The organism is Lysobacter sp. Soil_N_23 (genome assembly GCF_057656135.1).
On record NZ_JBDGKY010000022.1, the window covers coordinates 41290 to 62126 of the forward strand.

Genomic DNA, 20837 nt, shown 5'->3' on the forward strand with positions numbered 1-20837 from the left:
CGGTGGCCTTCAGGGCCCTTGCGCGTCCAATCCACGCGCCGCACGCCGCAACCCGATGGCTTCTGTCAGGTGCGCGGTCCCGATCGACGCTTCGCCGGCCAGGTCGGCGATCGTCCGCGCCACCCGCAGGATCCGGTGCAGCGACCGCGCCGACAGCTGCAGCGAATCGACGGCACGTTCGAGCAAGGCGTGGTCGCCCGCCGACAGGCAACACGTCGACGCAGTCTCTGCCTGGCCCAGCTGCGCATTGGGTTTTGCGCACCGCGTGAGTTGTCGTTCACGCGCAGCCACTACTCGCGTGCGTACTGAGGCCGTGTCTTCCGCCAGCGGCGCATCGGGCCGCAATTCCGACGGCGGCAGCCGCGCCACTTCCACATGCAGGTCGATGCGATCGAGCAGCGGACCGGAGATGCGGCCGCGATAGCGCGCAATCGCCTCGCTGCTGCAGCGGCAACGGCCGCAGGCATCGCCAGCCCAGCCGCAAGGGCAAGGGTTCATCGCCGCGACCAGCTGGAACCGCGCCGGGAATTCCGCGCTTCGCGCCGCGCGCGACACGGTGACCACGCCCGATTCGAGCGGCTCGCGCAGCACTTCCAGCGCGCGCCGTTCCCACTCGGGCAGTTCGTCCAGGAACAGCACGCCGTGATGGGCCATGGAGACTTCGCCCGGGCGCGGCTGAGCGCCGCCGCCGATCAGCGCGACCGCGCTGGCGGTGTGGTGGGGTGCGCGGAACGGACGTTCGCGCCAGCGTGCCGGGTCGAGTCCGCGACCGCTGACCGAGGCGATCGCCGCCGCTTCCAGCGCTTCGGCTTCGGATGCCTCCGGCAACAGGCCGGGCAGGCGCGAAGCGAGCAGCGTCTTTCCGCAACCGGGTGGGCCGATCAGCAACATGTGGTGGCCGCCAGCGGCGGCAATCTCCAGCGCCCGGCGGGCATGGACCTGCCCGCGTACATCGGCCAGGTCCGGTTGCTGTCCGCGCATGCCCGGCACGGCTACGGCCAGCGGCAGCGACTTGCGGCCGGTGAGCTGCGCGCACACTTCCAGCAGCGTGCGCGCGGTACGCACTTCCACCTGTCTGGCGAGCGCGGCCTCGGCACCATTGCCGGCGGGGACGATCAGCCGCCGCCCGGCCTGCGCGGTGGCCAGTGCCGCCGGCAGCACGCCGTCGATCGCGCGTAGCTCGCCGGTCAGGCCGAGTTCGCCGACGAACTCATGGTCGTTGAGCGCCTCGAGCGGGATCTGCCCGCTGGCGGCGAGGATCCCCAGGGCGATGGCGAGATCGAACCGACCGCCTTCCTTCGGCAGGTCGGCCGGTGCAAGGTTGACGGTGATGCGCCGGGCCGGAAACTCGAACTGTGCGCACTGGATCGCCGCACGAACCCGGTCCTTGGCTTCGCGTACCGCCGCTTCGGGCAATCCTACGATCGACATCGACGGCAGGCCGCCGGCCAGGTAGACCTCGACCCGTACCGCCGGCGCACGAACGCCCGATCGCGCACGGCTGTGCACGAGTGCCAGGTTCATCGGGGACAAGCCTTTAGTGGGCGGGAATCAGTGGCGCGGGGAGGCGCTGCCACCGAGCTGGGCTTCGAGTTCGGCAACGGTGCGCTGCAGCTCGTCGAGCTTCTCGCGGGTGCGCAGCAGGACCGCGCGCTGCACTTCGAATTCTTCGCGCGTGACCAGGTCGAGCTTGGCCAGGCCGGACTGCAGCACCGACTTGAAGTTCTGCTGGAGCTCCTCGCGGCTCTCGCGCAGTCCCGGCGGGACCAGGGTGCTGAGGCGGCGGGCGAGGTCGTCGATGTGGTTGAGGTCGATCATGGGTGATGAGTCCTCCAGCAGTAGTCGCAGCTTGGGGCGGGGGCCGTGAGGGCGCCGTAGGCGTCTGCTGCAACCTGCTGTCAGGAAATTCCGAGCGGGCGGGCCACTGTAGCGCATGGCTACTCGTGCGGGCGCAGTCTTCGCTATCCTGCCGCGTAGCAGGGGTCCGGTCCGGACCGGGAGAGATCCGATGAAGATGGTCATGGCGGTGATCAAGCCGTTCAAGCTCGACGATGTCCGTGAGGCGCTGGCCGAGGCCGGCGTGGCCGGCATCACCGCCACCGAGGTCAAGGGCTTCGGACGGCAGAAGGGTCACACCGAGCTCTACCGCGGCGCAGAATACGTGGTCGACTTCCTGCCCAAGATCAAGCTGGAGGTCGCCATCACCGACGACCAGGTCGAGGCGGTGGTCGAGGCGATCATGAAGGCCGCCGGCACCGGCAAGATCGGCGACGGCAAGATCTTCGTCTGGGACCTGGAACGCGCGGTGCGCATCCGCACCGGCGAGATGGACGGCGACGCGCTCTAGATTCCGCGCGCTGCAGATATCGCTACTCGCCTGCTCGCCTGCTCGCCTGCTCGCCTGCTCGGCAGGCCCGTCGCGCCACGGACCGGCGCAGTACCCACACACGAATTGCGAATGAGCCGACTTCCCGGGCTGGACCTGCTGCGTGCCATCGCCGTCATCTGGGTGATGTTGTTCCACTCGTTCCTGGTCGGCGGTCTCGGCCCGGATTTCGCCTGGCTGTCGCGCTTCGGCTGGATGGGCGTGGACATCTTCTTCGTCCTCAGCGGCTTCCTGATCGGCGGCCAGGTGCTGGCGCCGCTGGCGCGCGGCGGGCGGCTGCCATTCACCGATTTCTACTCGCGTCGCGCCTGCCGCATCCTGCCGGCGTTCGCGGTGGTGCTGGCGATCTACCTGACCTTCCCCGACCTGCATGAGGCCGAGGGCATGGCGCCATGGTGGCAATTCGCCACGTTCACGATGAACCTGCTGGTCCACTACGGCACCCAGGCATCGTTCTCGCATGCCTGGTCGTTGTGCGTGGAAGAGCATTTCTATCTGGTCTTCCCGGCACTGGCGTGGTGGCTGACGCGGCGGCCATCGATGGCGAAGTTCGTCGGCCTATGCGCGCTGGTGGTGCTGGGCGGCATCGCGCTTCGTACCGGCATCTGGCTGCACGACACCGCCATGCACCCGCCGCGAAACTGGTACATCGAGGACATCTACTACCCGACCTGGAATCGCCTCGATGGCCTGCTGGCCGGCGTGGTGCTGGCGACGATCTCGGTGTTCCGCCCGGCGTTGTGGGCGCGCATGGGCGAGCGCGGCAACGCGTTCGCGCTGCTCGGCCTGGCGCTGATGGCGCTGGCCCTGTGGCTGTTCCGGGAGCGCGGCGGGCTGCCCGGCAATTCGATCGGCTGGCCGGTGTTGTCGGCCGCGATCGCCTGCCTGGTCGTGGCCGGCGCGAGCGCGCGCAGCTGGATCGGACGCTGGCGCGTGCCGGGTGCGGCATGGGTTGCGGCGATCTCCTACAGCCTGTACCTGAGCCACAAGCTGGTGTTCCACGCCGTGGACGTGCAGTTCGGTCAATGGCTGCAAGGGCGCGGGCTGGTGGCCTTCGCCGTCTATGCACTGGCGACGCTCGCGGGCGGTGCGCTGCTGTACTACGCCGTCGAGCGACCGTTCCTGCAACTGCGTGCGCGGTGGCAATCGGCGCGCCGCAATCCCCGCGAAGCAGGCGAAGCGGTTACCGCTTGATCACCCGGTACAACCGCCGCCAGCCATCGCGCAGCGCCCGCACCCAGGTCGGCTCGGCCAGCGCCGCCGCCTGCTGCTTCGTTGGGCCTTCGCCGGTCAGGCGCTGCTGCATCTTGAACACGTTGGCCAGGTCGCTTCGACGCAACTGCCGCACCAGCGGCAGCGAGCGCAACCAGCGCGGCGTGCGCAGCGCCGAGGCGTAGTCGATCAGCACCGGCGTGGTGCCGCAGACCAGGATGTTGGACGCGTGCAAATCGTTGTGGGTGATGCCCGCGGCATGCAGGCTGGCCACCGCGCTGCGCAACTGCTGGAACAACTGCGCACCGGCGGCTTGCAGGGTCTCGCTGTCGAGCGGCTCGCCCTGCACCAGTTCCATGCCCAGCGCCAGGCCGCCGATCGTGCCGAGCAGCGCCGGTGCATGGCGCCAGCCGCGCAGCAGTTTCAGCACGCGCGCCTCCCGGCGCACCAGGATCCGCGCGAACGGCGCCAGCGGCGTCCAGCGATATCGGCTGTAGTCCTTGATCACGGCGGGGCGTCCGCCGAGGTCGGCCACGTAGACGTTGGGCTCGAGCAGCCGTTCGCCGCGCTTGAGCATCCGCGACGGCCGCGGCACCGGTCGCACCCGCGGGGCCGGGGATTTCATCAGATTCATTGGGCGGCATCCAGGCCGGCACCGTGGACCGTCGGGGGGAGGGAACGGGCCGGTCTCGCAGGGGGAGGGCGAGGCAGTGGCGCGAATTCTAGGCCGCGGGGGCGTTTGTGACAGTTCTGCGAACGGAACGATGCATTGCGGGCCCACGGCCATGTCTGGCCCGGAAAAGCAAAGAGCCCCGCAATCTGCGGGGCTCCTTCAGCAGAGCGAGGCGGCGCCCTTACTCGCCCAGTTCGGCGGCCACGAACGGCGGCAGCTTGGCCGCGCCCTGGTGGATGTCGGCGGTGTAGTAGCGGGTCTGGAAGCCCTTGGCGCGCGCGTCGGCTTCGCGGAAATCGAAACCCTTGCCCTTGCGCGCGAGCGTGCAGCTCCACCAGCCGGTCGGGTAGCACGGCTGCGGGAACGGCAAGGTCTGGAAAGTGGTGAAACCGGCCTTGCCCATTTCCGCGCGCATTTCCTTGATCAGCTCCAGCAGCATCAGCGGCGACTCGGACTGCTGCACCAGGATGCCGTCGTCCTTGAGGGCGCGGAAGCAGCTTTCGAAGAAGGCCTTGTTGAACAGACCCTCAGCCGGGCCGACCGGGTCGGTCGAGTCGACGATGACGACGTCGAGGCTGTTGGGCGCGGCGTTCTTCATGTAGGCGATGCCGTCATCGAACATCAGCGTCGCGCGCGGATCGTGGTTGGCGTCGCACAGTTCCGGGAACCACTTCTCGGCCATGCGCGTGACCTGCTCGTCGATGTCGCACTGCACGGCGCTCTCGACGCCGGGGTGCTTGAGCACCTCGCGCAGCGTGCCGCAGTCGCCACCGCCGATGATGACGACGTTCTTCGGCGCGGCATGGGTGAACAGCGCCGGGTGCGACATCATCTCGTGATAGAAGAAGTTGTCCTTCGTCGTCAGCATCATCGCGCCGTCGATGAGCATCAGGTTGCCCCAGTCGGTGCTCTCGAAGATCTCGATCTTCTGGAACGGTGACTGCACCTCATCGAGCTTGCGGGTGATGCGATAGCCGATGGCCGAGCCGGTCGGTTCGAAGTTCTCGTAATGCCAGGAGGTGTCGTTGCTCATGCCGGTTCGTCCCAGGGAGGTGGCCGCGTCCCGAGGGTAGCCGTCGTCGATGACAGGCCCGGGAGCTGGCGGGGGAATAGGGGGCGGCATTGTAGCGGACCGGCCGTGACGCGCCGGCACCGGTCCTACCCGCTTCATCCCCTCACCGTCATCCCGGCGGACGCCGGGATCCAGCGCCGGCCCGGGTCCTCACCTTGGCCGCGACGATGGCGCGCCGCTGCGTGGGCGGTCTACTCAAGCGGCACCCACACCCCCTACGATGTCCGCACCTCAGGGGGAGGCAACACGGATGGCGTCGGTCGCACGGTATCGGGGATTGGTGGAGCGTCTGGAGCGCGAGGCCCGGCAATCGCCGGGGCGTTACCGCTTCAAGCTGGCGTTGCTGGCCGGGCTGGGTTTCGCGGTGCTCGGCGGCGCGGTGCTGCTGGCGCTGGGCATGTCGCTCGGGCTGGTGCTGGTGCTGCTGGCGATCAGCCCGGTGCTCCTGTTGAAGCTGATCAAGATCATCTGGATTCCGGTCGCGTTCGGCTGGTTCGTGATCAAGTCACTGTGGATCCGCATCGAGCCGCCGCCGGGTTACCTGCTGCGCGACGGCGAGGCCCCGGAGCTGCGTGCCGAGGTCGAATGGCTGCGCGAGCAGACCGGCGCACCGCCGCTGCAGGGCATCATCATCGACTCGCGACTCAACGCAGCGGCAGCCAGCGTCCCGCGCGCGATGGGCCTGCTCGGCAACGGCCACTACCTGGTGCTCGGGCTGCCGCTGATGCAGTTGCTGAGCCGCGAGCAGTTCGACGCGGTCATCGCCCACGAGTTCGGTCACTTCGGTGGCGGCCACAGCCGCTTCGCCGGCTGGATCTACCGCGTGCGGGAGAGCTGGTACAGCCTGCTCGACGGGCTGGCGCTGCAACGCTCGTGGACCACGAAGCTGTTCAGGCGCTTCTTCGACTGGTATGCGCCGTATTTCAACGCCTACAGCTTCGTGCTCGCCCGCGCCAACGAATACGAGGCCGATGCGACGGCGGCGCGCGTGGTCGGCGCGCCCGTGGCGGCGCAGGCGCTGCAGCGGGTCGGGCTGGGCGCGACCGTGCTCGACCGAGACTTCTGGCCGGACGTGCACCGTTCCATGCAGACCCACGCGCAGCCACCTGTGGCGCTGTACCGGGAGATGGCCGCGAGCTTCTCCAGGCCGGGCGCGGACGAAAGCACGCGCCTGGCCGAGTTGCTGCAGGAGACGCCGGATCTGGAAGACACGCATCCGACCCTGGCGCAGCGCCTGGAGGCGCTCGGCCAGCCGGCCGCACCGGTGCCGACGCCGAACCGCAGCGCCGCCGACGTGCTGCTCGGCCCGCTGCAGGACCTGCTGCAGGAGCGCTTCAGCCAGGAGTGGCGCGAAGGGGTCGAGGAGAACTGGCGCGAGCGCCACGACCAGCACCGGCGCGACAGCGCCCGCCTGGACGAGCTGGACAACAAGGCCGAACGCAGCAGCGAAGAGGCGGTGGAGCACGCGCGCCTGGTCGATGACCTGCGTCCGGACGTCGACGCGGTGCCGCTGTTCCGTGCCGCCCTCGAGGTCAGCCCGAATGCCCCGCTCGCGCACTACCGGCTGGGCGTGCTGTTGCTCCAGCGCGACGACAATGCCGGCGTCGTCCACCTGCGGCGCGCGATGGACCTCGACCCGGAGGCGACGGAGCCCGCGCTGTACCAGCTCGACCGCTACCACCAGCGGCGCGGCAACATCACCGAGCGCGAAGCCGTGCAGGCACGCTTGCGTGCGCTCAACGACCGCCGCATCGATGCGCTGCATGCCCGCAACGAACTGGGCGCGCGCGACCGCTTCGTTGCCCACGGCCTGGAGCCGGCCGCGTTGCGCGAGGCGATCGACGCCTTCGACCGGGTCGGCAACGTCAAGCAGGCCTGGATCGCACGCAAGCAGATCGACGGCGACAGCTCGGGCGTGCACCACTACGCGGTGCTGGTGACCTGGCGCGGCATGGTGCTCAACGAGTCCTCGGCCCTGCAGAAGGTCGTGGATGCGCTGGAGCTTCCGGGCAGCTTCATCGTTTTCACCGCGCCCAACCAGCGTTCGGTCGCCTCGCGGCTCAGGAAAGCCGCCGGAGCCCCGGTCTACGGCCGCCGCTAGGCGTTCCCGGAGAGGTCGCCGCAGCCTTCGCGGCCCCCGGGTCAGGGGGGCTGTAGAATGCGCGTCCCCCACCTCCGCCGGTAGCACGCCGATGTCCCACTGGTCGCTCGATCAGGCCCGCAAGACCTACTCGATTCCGCACTGGTCGGAGGGCTACTTCGACGTGAATGCGGCCGGGCAGGTCGTGGTCCGTCCGCGCGGCGCGGCCGGTCCGGACGTGTCGCTGCCCGAGGTGGTCGACCGTGCCCGCGGCAACGGCGCCAAGCTGCCGCTGCTGGTGCGTTTCCCCGACATCCTCGGCGACCGCCTCGGCAAGCTGCAGTCGGCCTTCGCCCAGGCCCAGGCCGACTGGGACTACGCCGGCGGTTACACCGCGGTGTACCCGATCAAGGTCAACCAGCACCAGGGCGTGGCCGGCACGCTGGCCTCGCACCACGGCGACGGCTTCGGCCTGGAAGCGGGCAGCAAGCCCGAGCTGATGGCGGTGCTGGCGCTGAGCCGTCCCGGTGGCCTGATCGTCTGCAACGGTTACAAGGACCGCGAGTACATCCGACTGGCCCTGATCGGCCGCAAGCTCGGCCTGCAGACCTTCATCGTCATCGAGAAGCCGTCCGAGCTGGCGATCGTCATGGAGGAAGCCGCGGCGCTGGGCGTGAAGCCCGGCCTGGGCGTGCGCATGCGCCTGGCCAGCCTGGGCGCCGGCAAGTGGCAGAACAGCGGCGGCGACAAGGCCAAGTTCGGCCTGTCCCCGCGCCAGGTGCTGGACCTGTGGAAGAACCTGCGCGACAGCGGCATGACCGACTGCCTGCAGCTGCTGCACTTCCATATGGGCTCGCAGATCTCCAACGTCCGCGACATCGCCAACGGCATGCGCGAGGCGACGCGGTATTTCGTCGAGCTGTCGCGCCTGGGCGCGCGCATCGCCTACATGGACGTTGGTGGCGGTCTGGGCATCGACTACGAGGGCACGCGCTCGCGCGGCTACTGCTCGATCAACTATGGCGTCCACCAGTACGCCAGCAACATCGTCCAGCCGCTGGCCGAAGCCTGCGCCGAGCACGGCCTGGTGCCGCCGCGCATCGTCACCGAGTGCGGCCGCGCGATGACCGCGCACCATGCCGTGCTGGTGGCCAACGTGTCGGAGGTCGAGGAAGCGCCGGAAGGCCGCATCCCCGACGAGCACGACGACGAGCCGGCAGTGATCCGCCATCTGCGCGAGATCCATGCCGAACTCGACCAGCGCCCAGCGGTGGAGCTGTTCCACGAGGCCCAGCACCACCACAGCGAGGGCCTGTCGCTGTATGCGCTCGGCCAGATCGACCTGGTGCATCGCGCGCGAATCGACGACCTGTTCTATGCAATCGCGCACGCCGTGCGCAAGCGCCTGAGCTTCGACGAGAAGAGCCATCGCGAGCTGCTCGACGAACTCAACGATCGCCTGGTCGACAAGTACTTCGTCAACTTCAGCGTGTTCGAATCGATCCCGGACGTGTGGGCGATCGACCAGGTGTTCCCGATCGTGCCGATCGAACGCCTGGACGAGGCGCCGACGCGCCGCGGCATCCTCGCCGACATGACCTGCGACTCCGACGGCACGGTCAAGACCTACGTCGAGAACGAGGGCCTGGACACCTCGATGCCGCTGCACGCGCCGCGCGCGGGCGAGAGCTACCGCATCGCCTTCTTCCTGGTCGGTGCCTACCAGGAGATCCTCGGCGACATCCACAACCTGTTCGGCGACACCGATGCGATCGAAGTGCGCGTCGAAGCAACGTCTGCGCAGGGCTACCAGCTGACCCAGCAGCGGCGCGGCGACACCACCGACGTCATGCTCGACTACGTCGGCTACAAGCTGTCGGACCTGCGTGCCGCCTACCAGGCCAAGGTCGCGGCGGCAGGTTTGCCGGCCGACGAGGCCGCGCGGATGGGCGCGGCCCTGGAAACCGGCCTGACCGGTTACACCTATCTGGACGACACGCCGCTGGCGTGAACGCCCTGTCCGGCGCAAACACGACTCCGCGCCCCTGCGCGGATTGCAGCGGTCCCCGCCCGGCGGTGGATCGCGTTTTCAGTCAGGAAGGTGGCAGCGGATCGCTGCCCCACCTGCCCCCAAGCGGAATATGAATACGATGAAAGTTGGACTGATCGGCCTGGGCGCGATGGGCGCGCCGATGGCGCGCCACATACACAACACCGGCCTGCTTATCGCGGTGGGCAACCGCACCCAGGCCAAGGCCGACGCCATGGCCGCCGAGCTTTCGGTACGCGCGGCACGGTCGGCGGCGAACTTCGCCGACTGCGACGTGGTGGTGCTGTGCGTCTCGCTCGATGCCGACGTGCTGGAGAACGTGGCCGCGCTGGCCGAAGTGCTCAAGCCGGGCGCGGTGGTGATCGACCACTCGACCGTGGCGGTGGAGACCGCACGTCGCTGCGCGGCCATGCTCGGTGCGCACAACATCGCCTTCCTCGATGCGCCGGTCTCCGGTGGTGTCGAGGGCGCGCGCAACGGCAAGCTGTCGGTGATGGTCGGCGGCAACTCCGAAGCGCTCGACAGCGTCCGCCCGGTCATCGAGAGCTATGCCGCGCGCGTCACCCACATGGGTGCGAGCGGTGCCGGCCAGGCCGCCAAGGCGGTCAACCAGGTGCTGGTCGCCGGCATCAACGAAGCGGTCAGCGAAGGCCTGGCGCTGGGCGAGAAGCTCGGACTGAACCCCGACAAGCTGCTGCCGACGCTGCTGGCCGGAGCGGCGAGCAACTGGTTCCTGGAAAAGCGCGGCGCGACCATGCTGCGTGACGAGTTCGTGCCGGGTTTCAAGTGTGCGCACATGCTCAAGGACCTGCGCATCGTCCAGTCCATCTCGCGCGATTGCGGGCTGCGCTTGCCCACCGTCGAACAGGCGCTGGCCGACTACGCCGAACTGATCGAACACGGACAGGGCGAGGCCGACACGTCGGCGCTGATCACCCTCAAGCGCGGCGCCTGATCCGCGCCAGCCATTGCGGACCGTACTGCGCGCCCAGGCGGGCGCCCAGTACCGCGAGGGCCAGCGAAAGCAGCATCGCCAGCGCATTGAACTTGAGCACGAGCATCAGCGGCATCGACGGCGATGCCGCCGGAACGGCCAGGCTGGTCACCCAGACCACGGCCATCAATACCGCCGCGATCCGCGCAAAGCGCACGCCGGCGATCGCGCCGCCGGCGGCCATCGCCACCAGCACGCCAAGCAGATCGAGTACGGGCAGGTCGCCCAGCGGCGTCTTGAGCGCATGATTGAGGCGCGCATCGAACAGCATCGTGATCACGGCAAACAGCACCAGCAGGCCCAACGCCGCTATGCAGCCCCAAAGAATGCGCTTGTCCATGCCGTCCCCTCGAAGATCGGCGCAGTCTAGCCCGCGCCGCAGCACGGCGCGGTGACCGCGGTCGCAGAGGTCGGACCGTCATGTCGTCCCGAGCGCAGCGAGGGACCCGCTGTTCGCCGCGGAAAGCAGATCCCTCGCTACGCTCGGGATGACAAAGGCTATTGAACCTTGATCGCCATCGCCGGCAGCCCGCCGCTGGCGAGCTTGCGCTTGGCGTCGGCGAGATCGCTGGCCGTGCCATAGGGCCCCATGCGCACGCGGTACACGGTCGCGCCCTTGATGCTGGCCGACTCCACCCGCGCGCTCAGACCGAGCAGGGCGATCTTCGCCTTCATTTCCTCGGCCTGGCCCGAGGCCTGGAATGCACCGGCCTGAAGCAGGTAACGGGTGCCGTCGTCGACCGGAGTGGCAGCCGGCGTGGCGGCGCCGTCGGTGGTCGCCACTGCCGCCGGTGCCGCGTCGGCATTCCTCGGCACGGTGGTCGCCACCGCCGCCGGCGCAGTCTCGACCGGCTTGGGCAGGGATGCGGTGGTCTTGCTGTCGACCTTGTCCGCTGCGGCATCGTCAGTCCTGTTCGCCCTCTGCCGCGCCGCCTCGCGCTTGGCTTCGGCCTGTTCGCTGGCGGCCAGCTCGGCGTCCGACATAGGTACTTCCTTGCCTGGCAGCAGCGTGTAGAAGTCGTAGTCGGTGTCCTTCTTGCTCTCGCCGTCCTTGCCGCCGCGCCTGGGCTTGTCCGCCGGCTCGCTGCTGTCGCCGTCGCTGGCGATGGCTTCATCGTCGCTGCCCGAGACCGCGGCCGGCTTGGCGTCCGGGTTCGGCTGCGGGCGGAAGAATCCGTCGCCGCCGGACTTGAGGTACTTCGGCGCGACCAGGATGACCACTACCGCCAACAGGATGCCCAGCACCATCCATGCCCACCCCGGCAGGCCGCTGCTGTTTCCCTGGTTGCGCTTTGCCTGCGTCTTGCCGCGTCGTGCTGCCACTTACATCACCTCGGGGGCGCTCACGCCCAGTAGTTCGAGACCGTTGGCCAGGACCTGGCGCGTCGCCATCGCCAGCACCAGCCGTGCATCGCGGGTGTTGGCGTCGTTGACCAGGAACTGGTGGTCGTTGTAGTACGTCTGGAAAGTCTGTGCCAGTTCGAGCAGGTAGACGGCGATCTGGTGCGGTTCGAGGTCGCGGCCGGCGGTCTCGACCACGTCGCTGTAACGCAGCAGGGTGGCGACCAGTTCGCGTGCCGGGGCATCGTCCAGGTCGAGCGGCTGCGCCAGGCCGTTGCCCGGGTCGTAACCCAGGCCGCGCTCCTTGAGCTGGCGTACCAGGCCGCACATGCGCGCATGCGAGACCTGGACGTAGTAGACCGGGTTGTCGAGCGACTGGCTGCGGGCGAAATCGATGTCGAAGGTCAGCTGCGAATCGGGTTTGCGCGCGATCAGGAACCAGCGCGTGGCATCGCGGCCGACTTCGTCGATCAGGTCGCGCAGGGTCACGTAGCTGCCGGCACGCTTGGACAGTTTCACTTCCTCGCCACCGCGCATGACCGTGACCATCTGGTGCAGCATGTACTCCGGCCAGCCCTCGGGGATGCCGCAATCGAGCGCCTGCAGGCCGGCGCGCACGCGCGCCAGGCTGCCGTGGTGGTCGGCGCCCAGTTCGGTGACCGCGCGCTCGTAACCGCGCTGCCACTTCGACAGGTGGTAGGCGACGTCGGGCAGGAAGTAGGTGTAGGTGCCGTCGGACTTGCGCATCACGCGGTCCTTGTCGTCACCGAAGTCGGTGCTGCGCAGCCACAGCGCGCCGCCTTCCTCGTAGGTGTGGCCGTGCTTGACCAGCTCGCGCACGGTTTCCTCGACCTTGCCGTCGGTGTACAGCGACGACTCGAGGAAATAGACGTCGAACGACACGCCGAACGCTTCCAGATCGAGGTTCTGCTCGCGGCGCAGGTAGGCCACGGCGAAGCGGCGGATCGCGTCGAGATCGTCGGGATCCTTGGCGCCGGTGACGACATGGCCGTCGACTTCGACACTGGCGCCATCGAGGTAGGCGCGGGCGACGTCCTTGATGTAGTCGCCGCGGTAGCCGTCTTCCGGCCAGCCGGCATCATCCGGGCCCTTGCCCTGCGCGCGTGCCTGCACCGAGATGGCCAGATTGTTGATCTGCGCGCCGGCGTCGTTGTAGTAGAACTCGCGGGCGACGTCCCAGCCGTTGGCATCGAGCACGCGCGCGATGCAGTCGCCGATGACCGCGGCGCGGCCGTGGCCGACGTGCAGCGGACCGGTCGGATTGGCCGAGACGAACTCGACACCGGCGCGATGGCCCTTGCCGGTGGCATTGCGCCCGTACTTCGCGCCCTGCGCCAGAACCTCGCCGATGCGCTCGCGCCACGCGCCTTCGGCGACGTGGAAGTTGATGAAGCCGGGGCCGGCGATCTCGATCCGCGCCACTTCGGCACTGGCCGGCAGGGCATCGACCAGCGCCTGCGCGATCGCGCGCGGGTTGGACTTGGCCGGCTTGGCCAGCAGCATCGCCGCATTGGTCGAGAAATCCCCCTGCGCATGGCTCTTGGGACGCTCGATCACGAACTCGGGCGTGGCCAGGTCGGCCGGCAGGGTGCCGGCGGCGCGGAGGGCGTCGATGGCCTGCGCCACCAGGGCGCGAAGAGTGGCTTTCACGGGGAGTCTGCGGGTGTTGCGGGACCGGGGATTGTACGCGACGAGGCGGTATGGCATTGGCCTGCGCGGTCCCGCGTGGCGTTGTCAGCCCCGCCTGTGCCACCGCGTCGGCGCGTCACAGGCCGGCGCATTCACAGCTGGCGGCTCACACCCAGCCGCGTGCCGCCAACGACACCGGCGGGCCGTCGGCGATCACGAAATGATCCAGCAGGCGCAGGTCGACCAGCGCCAGGGCCTGTTTCAGGCGTGCGGTGAGGGCGCGGTCGGCGGCGCTGGGTTCCGGATTGCCGCTGGGGTGGTTGTGGCCGACGATCAGCGCCGCGGCGTTGTGCGCCAGCGCGCGCCGGACCACTTCGCGCGGGTGCACCTCCGCACCGTCGAGGGTGCCGTGGAACATTTCCTCGAACGCCAGCGCACGATGGCGGGTATCGAGGAAGAGCACCGCGAACACCTCGCGGGTCAGCCCGCGCAGGCGCTGGGCGAAGTAGCGGCCGGCGGCCATGGGGTCGTCCATGGCGATGCCACGTTCGAGGTCGGCGCCAAGCCGGCGATGGCCCAGTTCCAATGCTGCCGCCAGCAGGCTGGCGCGGGCGGGCCCCAGGCCCGGCAGTCGTGCCAGTTCCAGCGGCGGCCGCTCGAGCAGCGCCCGCAGCGGCCCGTGCGATTGCAGCAGCTCGCGCGCCGTGGCGATCGCATCACGGCCGCGCAGGCCCGAGCCGAGGAAGAGCGCCAGCAGTTCGGCGTCGGACAGGACGCCGGCGCCCTGGGCCAGCAGCCGCTCGCGGGGGCGTTCGCTGCTGGGCCAATCGCGGATGTGCATGAGGCGTCCTCGTCGGATCAGGTCGGGCCGGCTTGCGGGTAAGTGGCCGACCGCCGGGGGCGAGGGGTCGCATCCAGTGCCCCTGGATGCAGCATCACGGCGGCCGGCCACCCGGGCCCATTCGACACGCCGCTGCCATCGAGTGCCGCCGGGGCGCGACGTCCCATCGGGTAAGCTAATGATCGAATTGTCGGTAGGTAGTTCCCACAGATGACCGGTCCCAGTGCTCTGCAAGGACGCAGGATCCTGCTCTGCGTCTGCGGCGGCATCGCCGCCTACAAGTCCGCCGAACTGGCGCGGCGCCTGCGCGACGCCGGCGCCGAGGTGACCGTGGCGATGACGCAGAACGCCCAGCACTTCGTCGGCGCCACCACCTTCCAGGCGGTGTCGGGCCGGCCGGTGCGCACCTCGTTGTGGGATGCCGCGGCCGAGGCCGCGATGGGCCATATCGAGCTGGCGCGCTGGGCCGACCGTATCGTCATTGCACCGGCCACGGCCAACACGCTGGCCAAGCTGGCACACGGCTTCGCCGACGATCTGGTCAGCACGCTGTGCCTGGCGACCACCGCACCGCTCACCGTCGCGCCGGCGATGAACCATCGCATGTGGTTGCACGCGGCCACCCAGGCCAACATGGCCACGTTGCGCGCGCGCGGCGTGGCCGTGATCGGTCCCAACGACGGCCCGCTCGCCGAAGGCGAATCCGGGCCGGGGCGCATGGCCGAGCCGGAAGAAATCGTCTCGGCACTGGTGGCGGCGCAGGCATGAGGACGGCATGAGCACGCACGCGACGCTCTCCGGCCTGCGCATCGTGGTCAGCGCCGGCCCCACCTTCGAGGACATCGATCCGGTCCGCTTCATCGGCAACCGCAGCAGCGGCAAGATGGGCTTCGCCATCGCCCAGGCGGCGGCCCGTCGCGGTGCCCAGGTCGTGCTGGTGGCCGGCCCGGTCTCGCTGCCCACGCCCGACGGCGTCCAGCGCCTGGACGTGCGCTCGGCGGCGCAGATGCATGAAGCCGTGCTGGCGCAACTGCCGGCCGACGTCTATGTCGGCGCCGCCGCGGTCGCCGATTTCGCCCCGGCGCATCCGGCCGGCAGCAAGATCAAGAAGCAGTCGGGCCAGGACACCCTGACCCTGACTCTGGTGCGCACCCGCGACATCCTGGCCGACATCGCCTCGCACGCGCAGCGTCCGCGGCTGGTCGTGGGATTCGCCGCCGAGACCGACCATGTCGAGGCATACGCCCGCGGCAAGCTCGAGAACAAGCGCCTGGACCTGATCGCGGCCAATCGCGTCGGCGTGGCCGGCAGCGGCTTCGAGAGCGACGACAACACGCTCAACGTGTACGCCGCCGATGGCGCGGCGAAGGTGCTGGGGCCGGCGCCGAAGACCGAGCTGGCCGACGCGCTGCTCGACCTGGTCGCGCAGGCGCTGTCGCGCCAATAGGTCGCGATCTCCTTACGCGACTCTTTCCCGCCACCCGATGCCGGCGCGCCATCCCACGCAGGCGCCAGTCATGGCATGGTATTTGCGTCGGCTGTCATGTCGGCATCCCGCGGCGTCCAGCAGAACTCACGAATGCACCACATCCTCCAGCTCCGGATCCTCGACCCGCGTTTCGGCTCGCAGTGGCCGCTACCGGACTACGCCACCACCGCCAGCGCCGGCCTGGACCTGCGCGCGGCGCTGAGCGAAGACCTGACCCTGAAGCCGGGAGACACGGCGCTGGTGCCGTCGGGAATGGCCATCCACCTGGGCGATCCGACCATGTGCGCGGTGATCCTGCCGCGGTCGGGCCTGGGCCATAAGCACGGCATCGTGCTCGGCAACGGAACCGGCCTGATCGACGCCGATTACCAGGGGCCGTTGTTGATCAGCGTCTGGAACCGCGGCCGCGAGGCTTTTACGATGCAGCCTGGGGATCGCATCGCCCAGCTCGTCATCCTGCCGATCGTGCGGGCGACGCTGCAGGTGGTTGAAGAATTCGAAACCAGCGCCCGCGGTGCCGGTGGCTTCGGCCACACCGGCGTGCGCTGACGTTGCGCTGGACAAGGGGAAGACATGAAGGGTGTTGAGAAAGAGCAGCTGACGGCCTCCGCCGCCCAGCTCAAGTCGGTGCTGCCGCTCGTCATCGCGGCCTGCGCACTGCTGGCGGCCTGGTTCGGCTGGAGCGGCTGGCAGCTGCATCAGGACGGCGAACGCCGGCAGGCAGTGGCGCAGGTGCGTGACGACACGGTGCTGGCTGCGCAGCGGGCATTGATCGCAGAACAGAAGCAGCTGACCCAGCGACTTGCGGCGCCAGCGCTGCAGGCCACGCTGGCCGCAGGTGACCTGGCGGCCGCCTCCAGCCAGCTCGCCCAGGGTTGGGCGGGTGCGACCGATGTCGTCATCCTGCCGATCGACCTGACCGCCGAATACGCGGCACTGCCCAAGGGTGGCTACGGCCGCCTGGGCGTGATCGAGGCCGCCATCGCGGCCGACCGGCCGACTGCCGGCCTGATTCGCCATGGCGGCGGCCCGCAGCTTGCGCTGGCGGCTCCGGCGCGAAGTGGCGAGCAGATGGTCGGCGTCGCCTATGTGCGTCTGCCGCTGCAGAGGGTCACCGCCGTGCTGGAGGGCGCCGACGTCTCCGACGACAGCTATCTGGCCCTGCGCCAGGGCGGCTTCAGCGCGCTTGAACGTGGCGACACCACCTTGGCCGGGGGCGCCGAAGCCCTGGCCACCAAGGTGCCGGGGACCGACTTGCGCGTAGCCGCCGCAGTGCCGGACGTCGCCGGGGGCCCGCTGGGCCTGGACGCGATGCTGTGCTTCGGCGCCGCCGCCGTGTTCGCGCTGCTGGCACTGCTGGCCTGGCGCCTGCCGCACCTCAAGCTGGCCCGCGGCAAGGCCGAGACGGCCGAGGAGGGTGCCGTTCAGACGTTGGCGGAGAGCATGGAGCACCTCCCTCAGCCCGTGAAACCGCCGCCTGTGCCTCAGACCAAGCCCGCCACTCCCGCCCTGCCCGTCGCTATCGACCGCGGCATCTTCCGCGCCTACGACATCCGTGGCGTGGTCGGCCAGTCGCTGGACGCCGGCGTGGCCGAACTGATCGGCCATGCCATTGGCTCGTTGATGCACGACCAGGGCTTGACCGACATCGTGGTCGGCCGTGACGGCCGCCTGTCCGGCCCGATGCTGACCGAAGGCCTGATCGCCGGCCTGCGCAAGGCCGGCCGCAATGTCGTCGACATCGGCATGGCGCCGACGCCGGTGGTGTACTTCGGCGCCTACCACCTGCGCGCAGGTTCCTGCGTCTCGGTGACCGGCAGCCACAACCCGCCCGACTACAACGGCTTCAAGATCGTGGTTGGCGGCGAAACCCTGTCCGGCACCGCGATCACCGACCTGTACGCACGCATCGCCGAGGACCGCCTGCACCTGGGCGATCTGGGCAACCTGAGCGAGCGCGACATCTCGGAGGACTACGTCCAGCGCATCGCATCGGATGTGCAGATCGATCGTCCGCTGAAGGTCGTGGTCGATGCCGGCAATGGCGTCGCCGGCGAGATCGGCCCGCGCGTGCTCAGCGCGATCGGCGCCGAGGTCACGCCGCTGTACTGCGACATCGACGGCACCTTCCCCAACCACCATCCGGACCCGAGCGAGCCGCACAACCTGGTCGACCTGACCAAGATGGTGCAGCGCCTGGACGCCGACCTGGGCATCGCCTTCGACGGCGACGGCGACCGCCTCGGCGTGGTCACCCGCGACGGCGAGAACATCTTCCCCGACCGCCTGCTGATGCTGTTCGCGGCCGACGTGCTCGAGCGCAACCCGGGCGCGGTGATCCTGTACGACGTGAAGTGCACCGGTCGCCTGCCGGGTCAGATCCTGCGCCACGGCGGCAGCCCGCTGATGTGGAAGACCGGGCACTCGCTGATCAAGGCCAAGATGCGCGAGACCGACGCGGAGCTGGCCGGCGAGATGAGCGGCCACTTCTTCTTCAAGGAGCGCTGGTACGGCTTCGACGACGGCATCTACGCCGCCGCGCGCCTGCTCGAGATCCTGGCCGCGCAGCCGCGCAGCCCGGCCGAGACCCTGGCGGCGCTGCCCAATGGCGTGTCGACTCCGGAGATCAAGGTCGATGCACCCGATGGCGACCCGCACACGTTCGTCGATCGCTTCCGCGACGAAGCCCGTTTCGAAGGTGCGCGTTTGTCGACCATCGATGGCCTGCGCGTCGACTTCGCCGATGGCTGGGGCCTGGTGCGCGCATCCAACACCACGCCGGTGCTGGTGATGCGCTTCGATGCCGACAGCGCTGAGGCGCTGGCCCGGATCAAGGCGGACTTCCGCGGTCAGCTGCTGGCGTTGAAGCCGGACCTGGTGCTGCCGTTCTGACGAGCCCGGACCCTTCTCCCGCTTGCGGGAGAAGGTGCTAAGGCGGAGAGGTGTCCGACCCTTCTCCCGCTTGCGGGAGAAGGTGCCCGAAGGGCGGATGAGGGCAAGGGCGCGAAGCGCCCGCTTCGCCAAGCCTGGCTGACCGCCTCGCCCTCACCCCTTGCCCTCTCCCGCAAGCGGGAGAGGGGGAGTTGGTGCCGTGCGGGAGTCGCTTCGTTTCGCTTGCGACGGCCCTTGGGGAACTGGCCTTCTCAGCTCTTCTTCATCTGGTGATACCGCTCCAGCGCCGCCGCCAGGTCTTCGTCGATCAGCTCGCGCTCGGCCAGCTGCGCAGCCAGCATCGAGCGCTGCCGCAGCAGCAGCTCATGCTGGGTCAGGATGTTGTCGCCGGCCTTCTTCGGCACCGGCTTGCCGGACAGTTCGGTCTCGCCGGCGCGGCCGAGCAGGCTGATCAGGCTCTGCCGACGGCCTTCGACGCCCAGCTTCGAGGCCTTGATCGTCTCGTCCATCACCGCGATGCGCTCGCCGAATGCGCGGCGCAGGTCGGCTTCGGTGGCGTAGGACTCGGCCATTGCCCGATCACGACGCGCCGCAACCTCGGCAGCCGTCTTGGCGTCCTGGTCGGCCTTGGCCTGCACCGCGGCGGCGGCGCGCTCCTCGTCGGTCAGCGCGCGTGGCAGCTGACTGACGGCGCGGCCGCTTTTGGCGTTGAATTCGGTGCGCGCGTTATCGACCGCGTGCGCGGGCAAGGCGTCGCCACAGACCTTGGCACCGTTCTCGTTCCAGCAGTACAGCTTCTTGGTCGGAGCCTTCTGCGCCAACGTCGATCCGGTCACGGCGATCAGCAGGATGCAGGCGAGCAGGGCAGGCGTCTTGGTCATGGGGGATTTGCTGGAGGCAACGTTATTCACAAGCGCATGCAAGACTCACGCCATCGCCGGCGCGATCACGCCGCCGTGTGGCTGCCATAGGCGTCGCGATACGCCAGGAGGCGTTCGCGCTGGTCCGAGAGCCCGGCGTTGCCAACGGCAAAGGCGAGCAGGTCCGACAGGCTGGCCACGGCGATCACCGGCAGGCCCTGGTCGGCTGCGACCGTTTGTGCCGCAGAGCGTCGGGAAGTGGCCGGATCCACGGCTTCCTGGCGGTCGAGCGCGATCACTATTCCGGCCGGCTCGCCGCCGCCGTCGCGGATGATCGACAGCGCTTCCCGGATCGCGGTGCCGGCGGTGATCACGTCGTCGACGATCAGCACCTTGCGACCCTGCAGTGGCGCGCCGATCAGGCTGCCGCCTTCGCCGTGGGTCTTGGCTTCCTTGCGGTTGAACGCCAGCGGCAGGTCGCGGCCGCGGCGCGCGTACTCGCACGCCAGCGCGGTGGCCAGCGGGATGCCCTTGTAGGCCGGACCGAACAGCAGGTCGAAGCCGACCCCGTGGCCATCGATCGCATCGGCATAACAGCCGGCCAGCTCGGCCAGGGCGGCGCCGGAGTCGAAGCGGCCGGCGTTGAAGAAGTACGGGCTCTGGCGGCCGGACTTGAGGGTGAACTCGCCGAAGCGCAGGGCCTGCGCGCGCAGGGCCAGTTGCAGGAAGCGGGTGCGATGGTCGGTCATGGAAGGTGCACTGTCAGGGAACCGGTTGGAGGGGGAAGAACATCAGGTGTTGCGGCCCGGCGCTGCCGCCGCGGTACAGCTCGCCGGTGTCGACGAAGCCGACCTTGCGGTAGGTGGCGATCGCGGCGTCGTTGTTGCAGTTGACGGTGAGCACCAGCAAGGCGCGATCGGAATGACGCCGGCGCAGGTCGGCGCAGCAGGCCACCATGGCCTGCGCGCCGAGGCCGCGCCCCTGCTGGTCCTGCCCGATCACGAATGCGCGCAGGCCGACGCTGGGGGCATGCATCGGTCGGCCGGCGACGGCATTGGGGGCGAAGTCGAGCCGGTAGAAGCCGACGACCCGGTCGTCGGCAAGCACCGCGATCGCCTCGCTCATCGGGTCGCGCAGGCTGTCGGCCAGGTTGAAGGCGGTGTCGCCGACATAGCGGTACTGGTCCTCGCCGACACGAAGCGCCCGGACCGCATCGGCCGTGGTCTCGTCGAGGACGCGGGCGACGCTCACACGGGTGACCACTTGGATGATTGATGGCGCAGGCGCTGACATGGCG

18 protein-coding genes and 1 pseudogene are annotated in these 20837 nt (G+C 69.2%); 8 read left to right on the top strand and 11 right to left on the bottom strand.

Annotation, left to right across the window (positions count from 1 at the left end):
• Positions 1 to 9 precede the first annotated feature (9 nt).
• Complete coding sequence (locus AC3A3X_RS14950; protein WP_487583817.1) at positions 10 to 1524, bottom strand: YifB family Mg chelatase-like AAA ATPase; 1515 nt, start codon at positions 1522 to 1524, stop codon at positions 10 to 12.
• A 27-nt stretch (positions 1525 to 1551) separates the two neighbouring features.
• The gene (gene ubiK / locus AC3A3X_RS14955; protein ID WP_200608360.1) at positions 1552 to 1818 is read right to left on the bottom strand and encodes a ubiquinone biosynthesis accessory factor UbiK; all 267 of its coding nucleotides are present in this window, start codon (positions 1816 to 1818) and stop codon (positions 1552 to 1554) included.
• Positions 1819 to 2008: 190 nt separating this feature from the next.
• On the opposite strand from ubiK, the gene AC3A3X_RS14960 reads away from it, so the two are divergent.
• Together AC3A3X_RS14960 and AC3A3X_RS14965 are read left to right on the top strand one after the other, a co-directional pair.
• Complete coding sequence (locus AC3A3X_RS14960; RefSeq protein WP_158732151.1) at positions 2009 to 2347, top strand: P-II family nitrogen regulator; 339 nt, start codon at positions 2009 to 2011, stop codon at positions 2345 to 2347.
• 111 nt (positions 2348 to 2458) lie between these two features.
• On the top strand, positions 2459 to 3580 hold the full coding sequence (locus tag AC3A3X_RS14965) for an acyltransferase family protein (protein WP_487583818.1): 1122 nt from the start codon (positions 2459 to 2461) through the stop codon (positions 3578 to 3580).
• Here AC3A3X_RS14965 and AC3A3X_RS14970 read toward each other — a convergent pair.
• Together AC3A3X_RS14970 and speE are read right to left on the bottom strand one after the other, a co-directional pair.
• Positions 3570 to 4223 (bottom strand): phosphotransferase, encoded by a 654-nt coding sequence (locus tag AC3A3X_RS14970; RefSeq protein ID WP_487583819.1) that lies wholly within the window; start codon positions 4221 to 4223, stop codon positions 3570 to 3572. The two genes, AC3A3X_RS14965 and AC3A3X_RS14970, sit on opposite strands and share 11 nt — an antisense overlap.
• A 229-nt stretch (positions 4224 to 4452) precedes the next feature.
• A complete protein-coding gene (gene speE / locus AC3A3X_RS14975; protein WP_487583820.1) occupies positions 4453 to 5304 on the bottom strand; it encodes a polyamine aminopropyltransferase in 852 nt (283 codons plus the stop codon).
• A 289-nt stretch (positions 5305 to 5593) separates the two neighbouring features.
• Here speE and AC3A3X_RS14980 point away from each other — a divergent pair, with 289 nt between their 5' ends.
• The 3 genes from AC3A3X_RS14980 (at position 5594) to AC3A3X_RS14990 (ending at position 10428) form a co-directional block, all read left to right on the top strand.
• On the top strand, positions 5594 to 7444 hold the full coding sequence (locus tag AC3A3X_RS14980; protein ID WP_487583821.1) for a M48 family metalloprotease: 1851 nt from the start codon (positions 5594 to 5596) through the stop codon (positions 7442 to 7444).
• 91 nt (positions 7445 to 7535) lie between these two features.
• Positions 7536 to 9434 carry an arginine decarboxylase gene (speA, locus tag AC3A3X_RS14985; RefSeq protein ID WP_487583822.1) on the top strand — a complete coding sequence of 633 codons (1899 nt, stop codon included), beginning with the start codon at positions 7536 to 7538 and terminating at the stop codon, positions 9432 to 9434.
• Between the two features lie 43 nt (positions 9435 to 9477).
• Positions 9478 to 10428: an NAD(P)-dependent oxidoreductase gene (locus AC3A3X_RS14990; protein ID WP_487583823.1), complete on the top strand. Its 951-nt coding sequence runs from the start codon at positions 9478 to 9480 to the stop codon at positions 10426 to 10428.
• On the opposite strand, the gene AC3A3X_RS14995 is transcribed toward AC3A3X_RS14990, so the two are convergent.
• The 4 genes from AC3A3X_RS14995 to radC all read right to left on the bottom strand — a co-directional run bounded on the left by AC3A3X_RS14995 (position 10412) and on the right by radC (position 14299).
• A complete protein-coding gene (locus tag AC3A3X_RS14995; protein ID WP_487583824.1) occupies positions 10412 to 10807 on the bottom strand; it encodes a hypothetical protein in 396 nt (131 codons plus the stop codon). The genes AC3A3X_RS14990 and AC3A3X_RS14995 overlap by 17 nt on opposite strands.
• A 158-nt stretch (positions 10808 to 10965) precedes the next feature.
• Positions 10966 to 11790 carry an SPOR domain-containing protein gene (locus AC3A3X_RS15000; RefSeq protein WP_487583825.1) on the bottom strand — a complete coding sequence of 275 codons (825 nt, stop codon included), beginning with the start codon at positions 11788 to 11790 and terminating at the stop codon, positions 10966 to 10968.
• Positions 11791 to 13479, bottom strand: coding sequence for an arginine--tRNA ligase (gene argS, locus AC3A3X_RS15005; RefSeq protein ID WP_487583826.1), 1689 nt, complete (start codon positions 13477 to 13479; stop codon positions 11791 to 11793).
• A 145-nt stretch (positions 13480 to 13624) separates the two neighbouring features.
• Entirely contained in the window at positions 13625 to 14299 is a 675-nt protein-coding gene (gene radC / locus AC3A3X_RS15010) for a RadC family protein (RefSeq protein ID WP_487583827.1), read from the bottom strand.
• Positions 14300 to 14509: 210 nt separating this feature from the next.
• Here radC and coaBC point away from each other — a divergent pair.
• The 3 genes and pseudogenes from coaBC (at position 14510) to AC3A3X_RS15025 (ending at position 18680) form a co-directional block, all read left to right on the top strand.
• Positions 14510 to 15746, top strand: a pseudogene (coaBC, locus tag AC3A3X_RS15015) (bifunctional phosphopantothenoylcysteine decarboxylase/phosphopantothenate--cysteine ligase CoaBC).
• Between the two features lie 132 nt (positions 15747 to 15878).
• Entirely contained in the window at positions 15879 to 16337 is a 459-nt protein-coding gene (dut, locus tag AC3A3X_RS15020; RefSeq protein ID WP_487583828.1) for a dUTP diphosphatase, read from the top strand.
• Positions 16338 to 16361: 24 nt separating this feature from the next.
• Positions 16362 to 18680, top strand: coding sequence for a phosphomannomutase/phosphoglucomutase (locus AC3A3X_RS15025; RefSeq protein ID WP_487583829.1), 2319 nt, complete (start codon positions 16362 to 16364; stop codon positions 18678 to 18680).
• Between the two features lie 251 nt (positions 18681 to 18931).
• Here AC3A3X_RS15025 and AC3A3X_RS15030 read toward each other — a convergent pair whose 3' ends face one another.
• The 3 genes from AC3A3X_RS15030 to AC3A3X_RS15040 form a co-directional block, all read right to left on the bottom strand.
• Positions 18932 to 19561 (bottom strand): hypothetical protein, encoded by a 630-nt coding sequence (locus tag AC3A3X_RS15030; RefSeq protein WP_487583830.1) that lies wholly within the window; start codon positions 19559 to 19561, stop codon positions 18932 to 18934.
• Positions 19562 to 19626: 65 nt separating this feature from the next.
• A complete protein-coding gene (gene pyrE / locus AC3A3X_RS15035; protein ID WP_487583831.1) occupies positions 19627 to 20289 on the bottom strand; it encodes an orotate phosphoribosyltransferase in 663 nt (220 codons plus the stop codon).
• A 13-nt stretch (positions 20290 to 20302) separates the two neighbouring features.
• Positions 20303 to 20803 carry a GNAT family N-acetyltransferase gene (locus AC3A3X_RS15040; protein WP_487583832.1) on the bottom strand — a complete coding sequence of 167 codons (501 nt, stop codon included), beginning with the start codon at positions 20801 to 20803 and terminating at the stop codon, positions 20303 to 20305.
• Positions 20804 to 20837 lie beyond the last annotated feature (34 nt).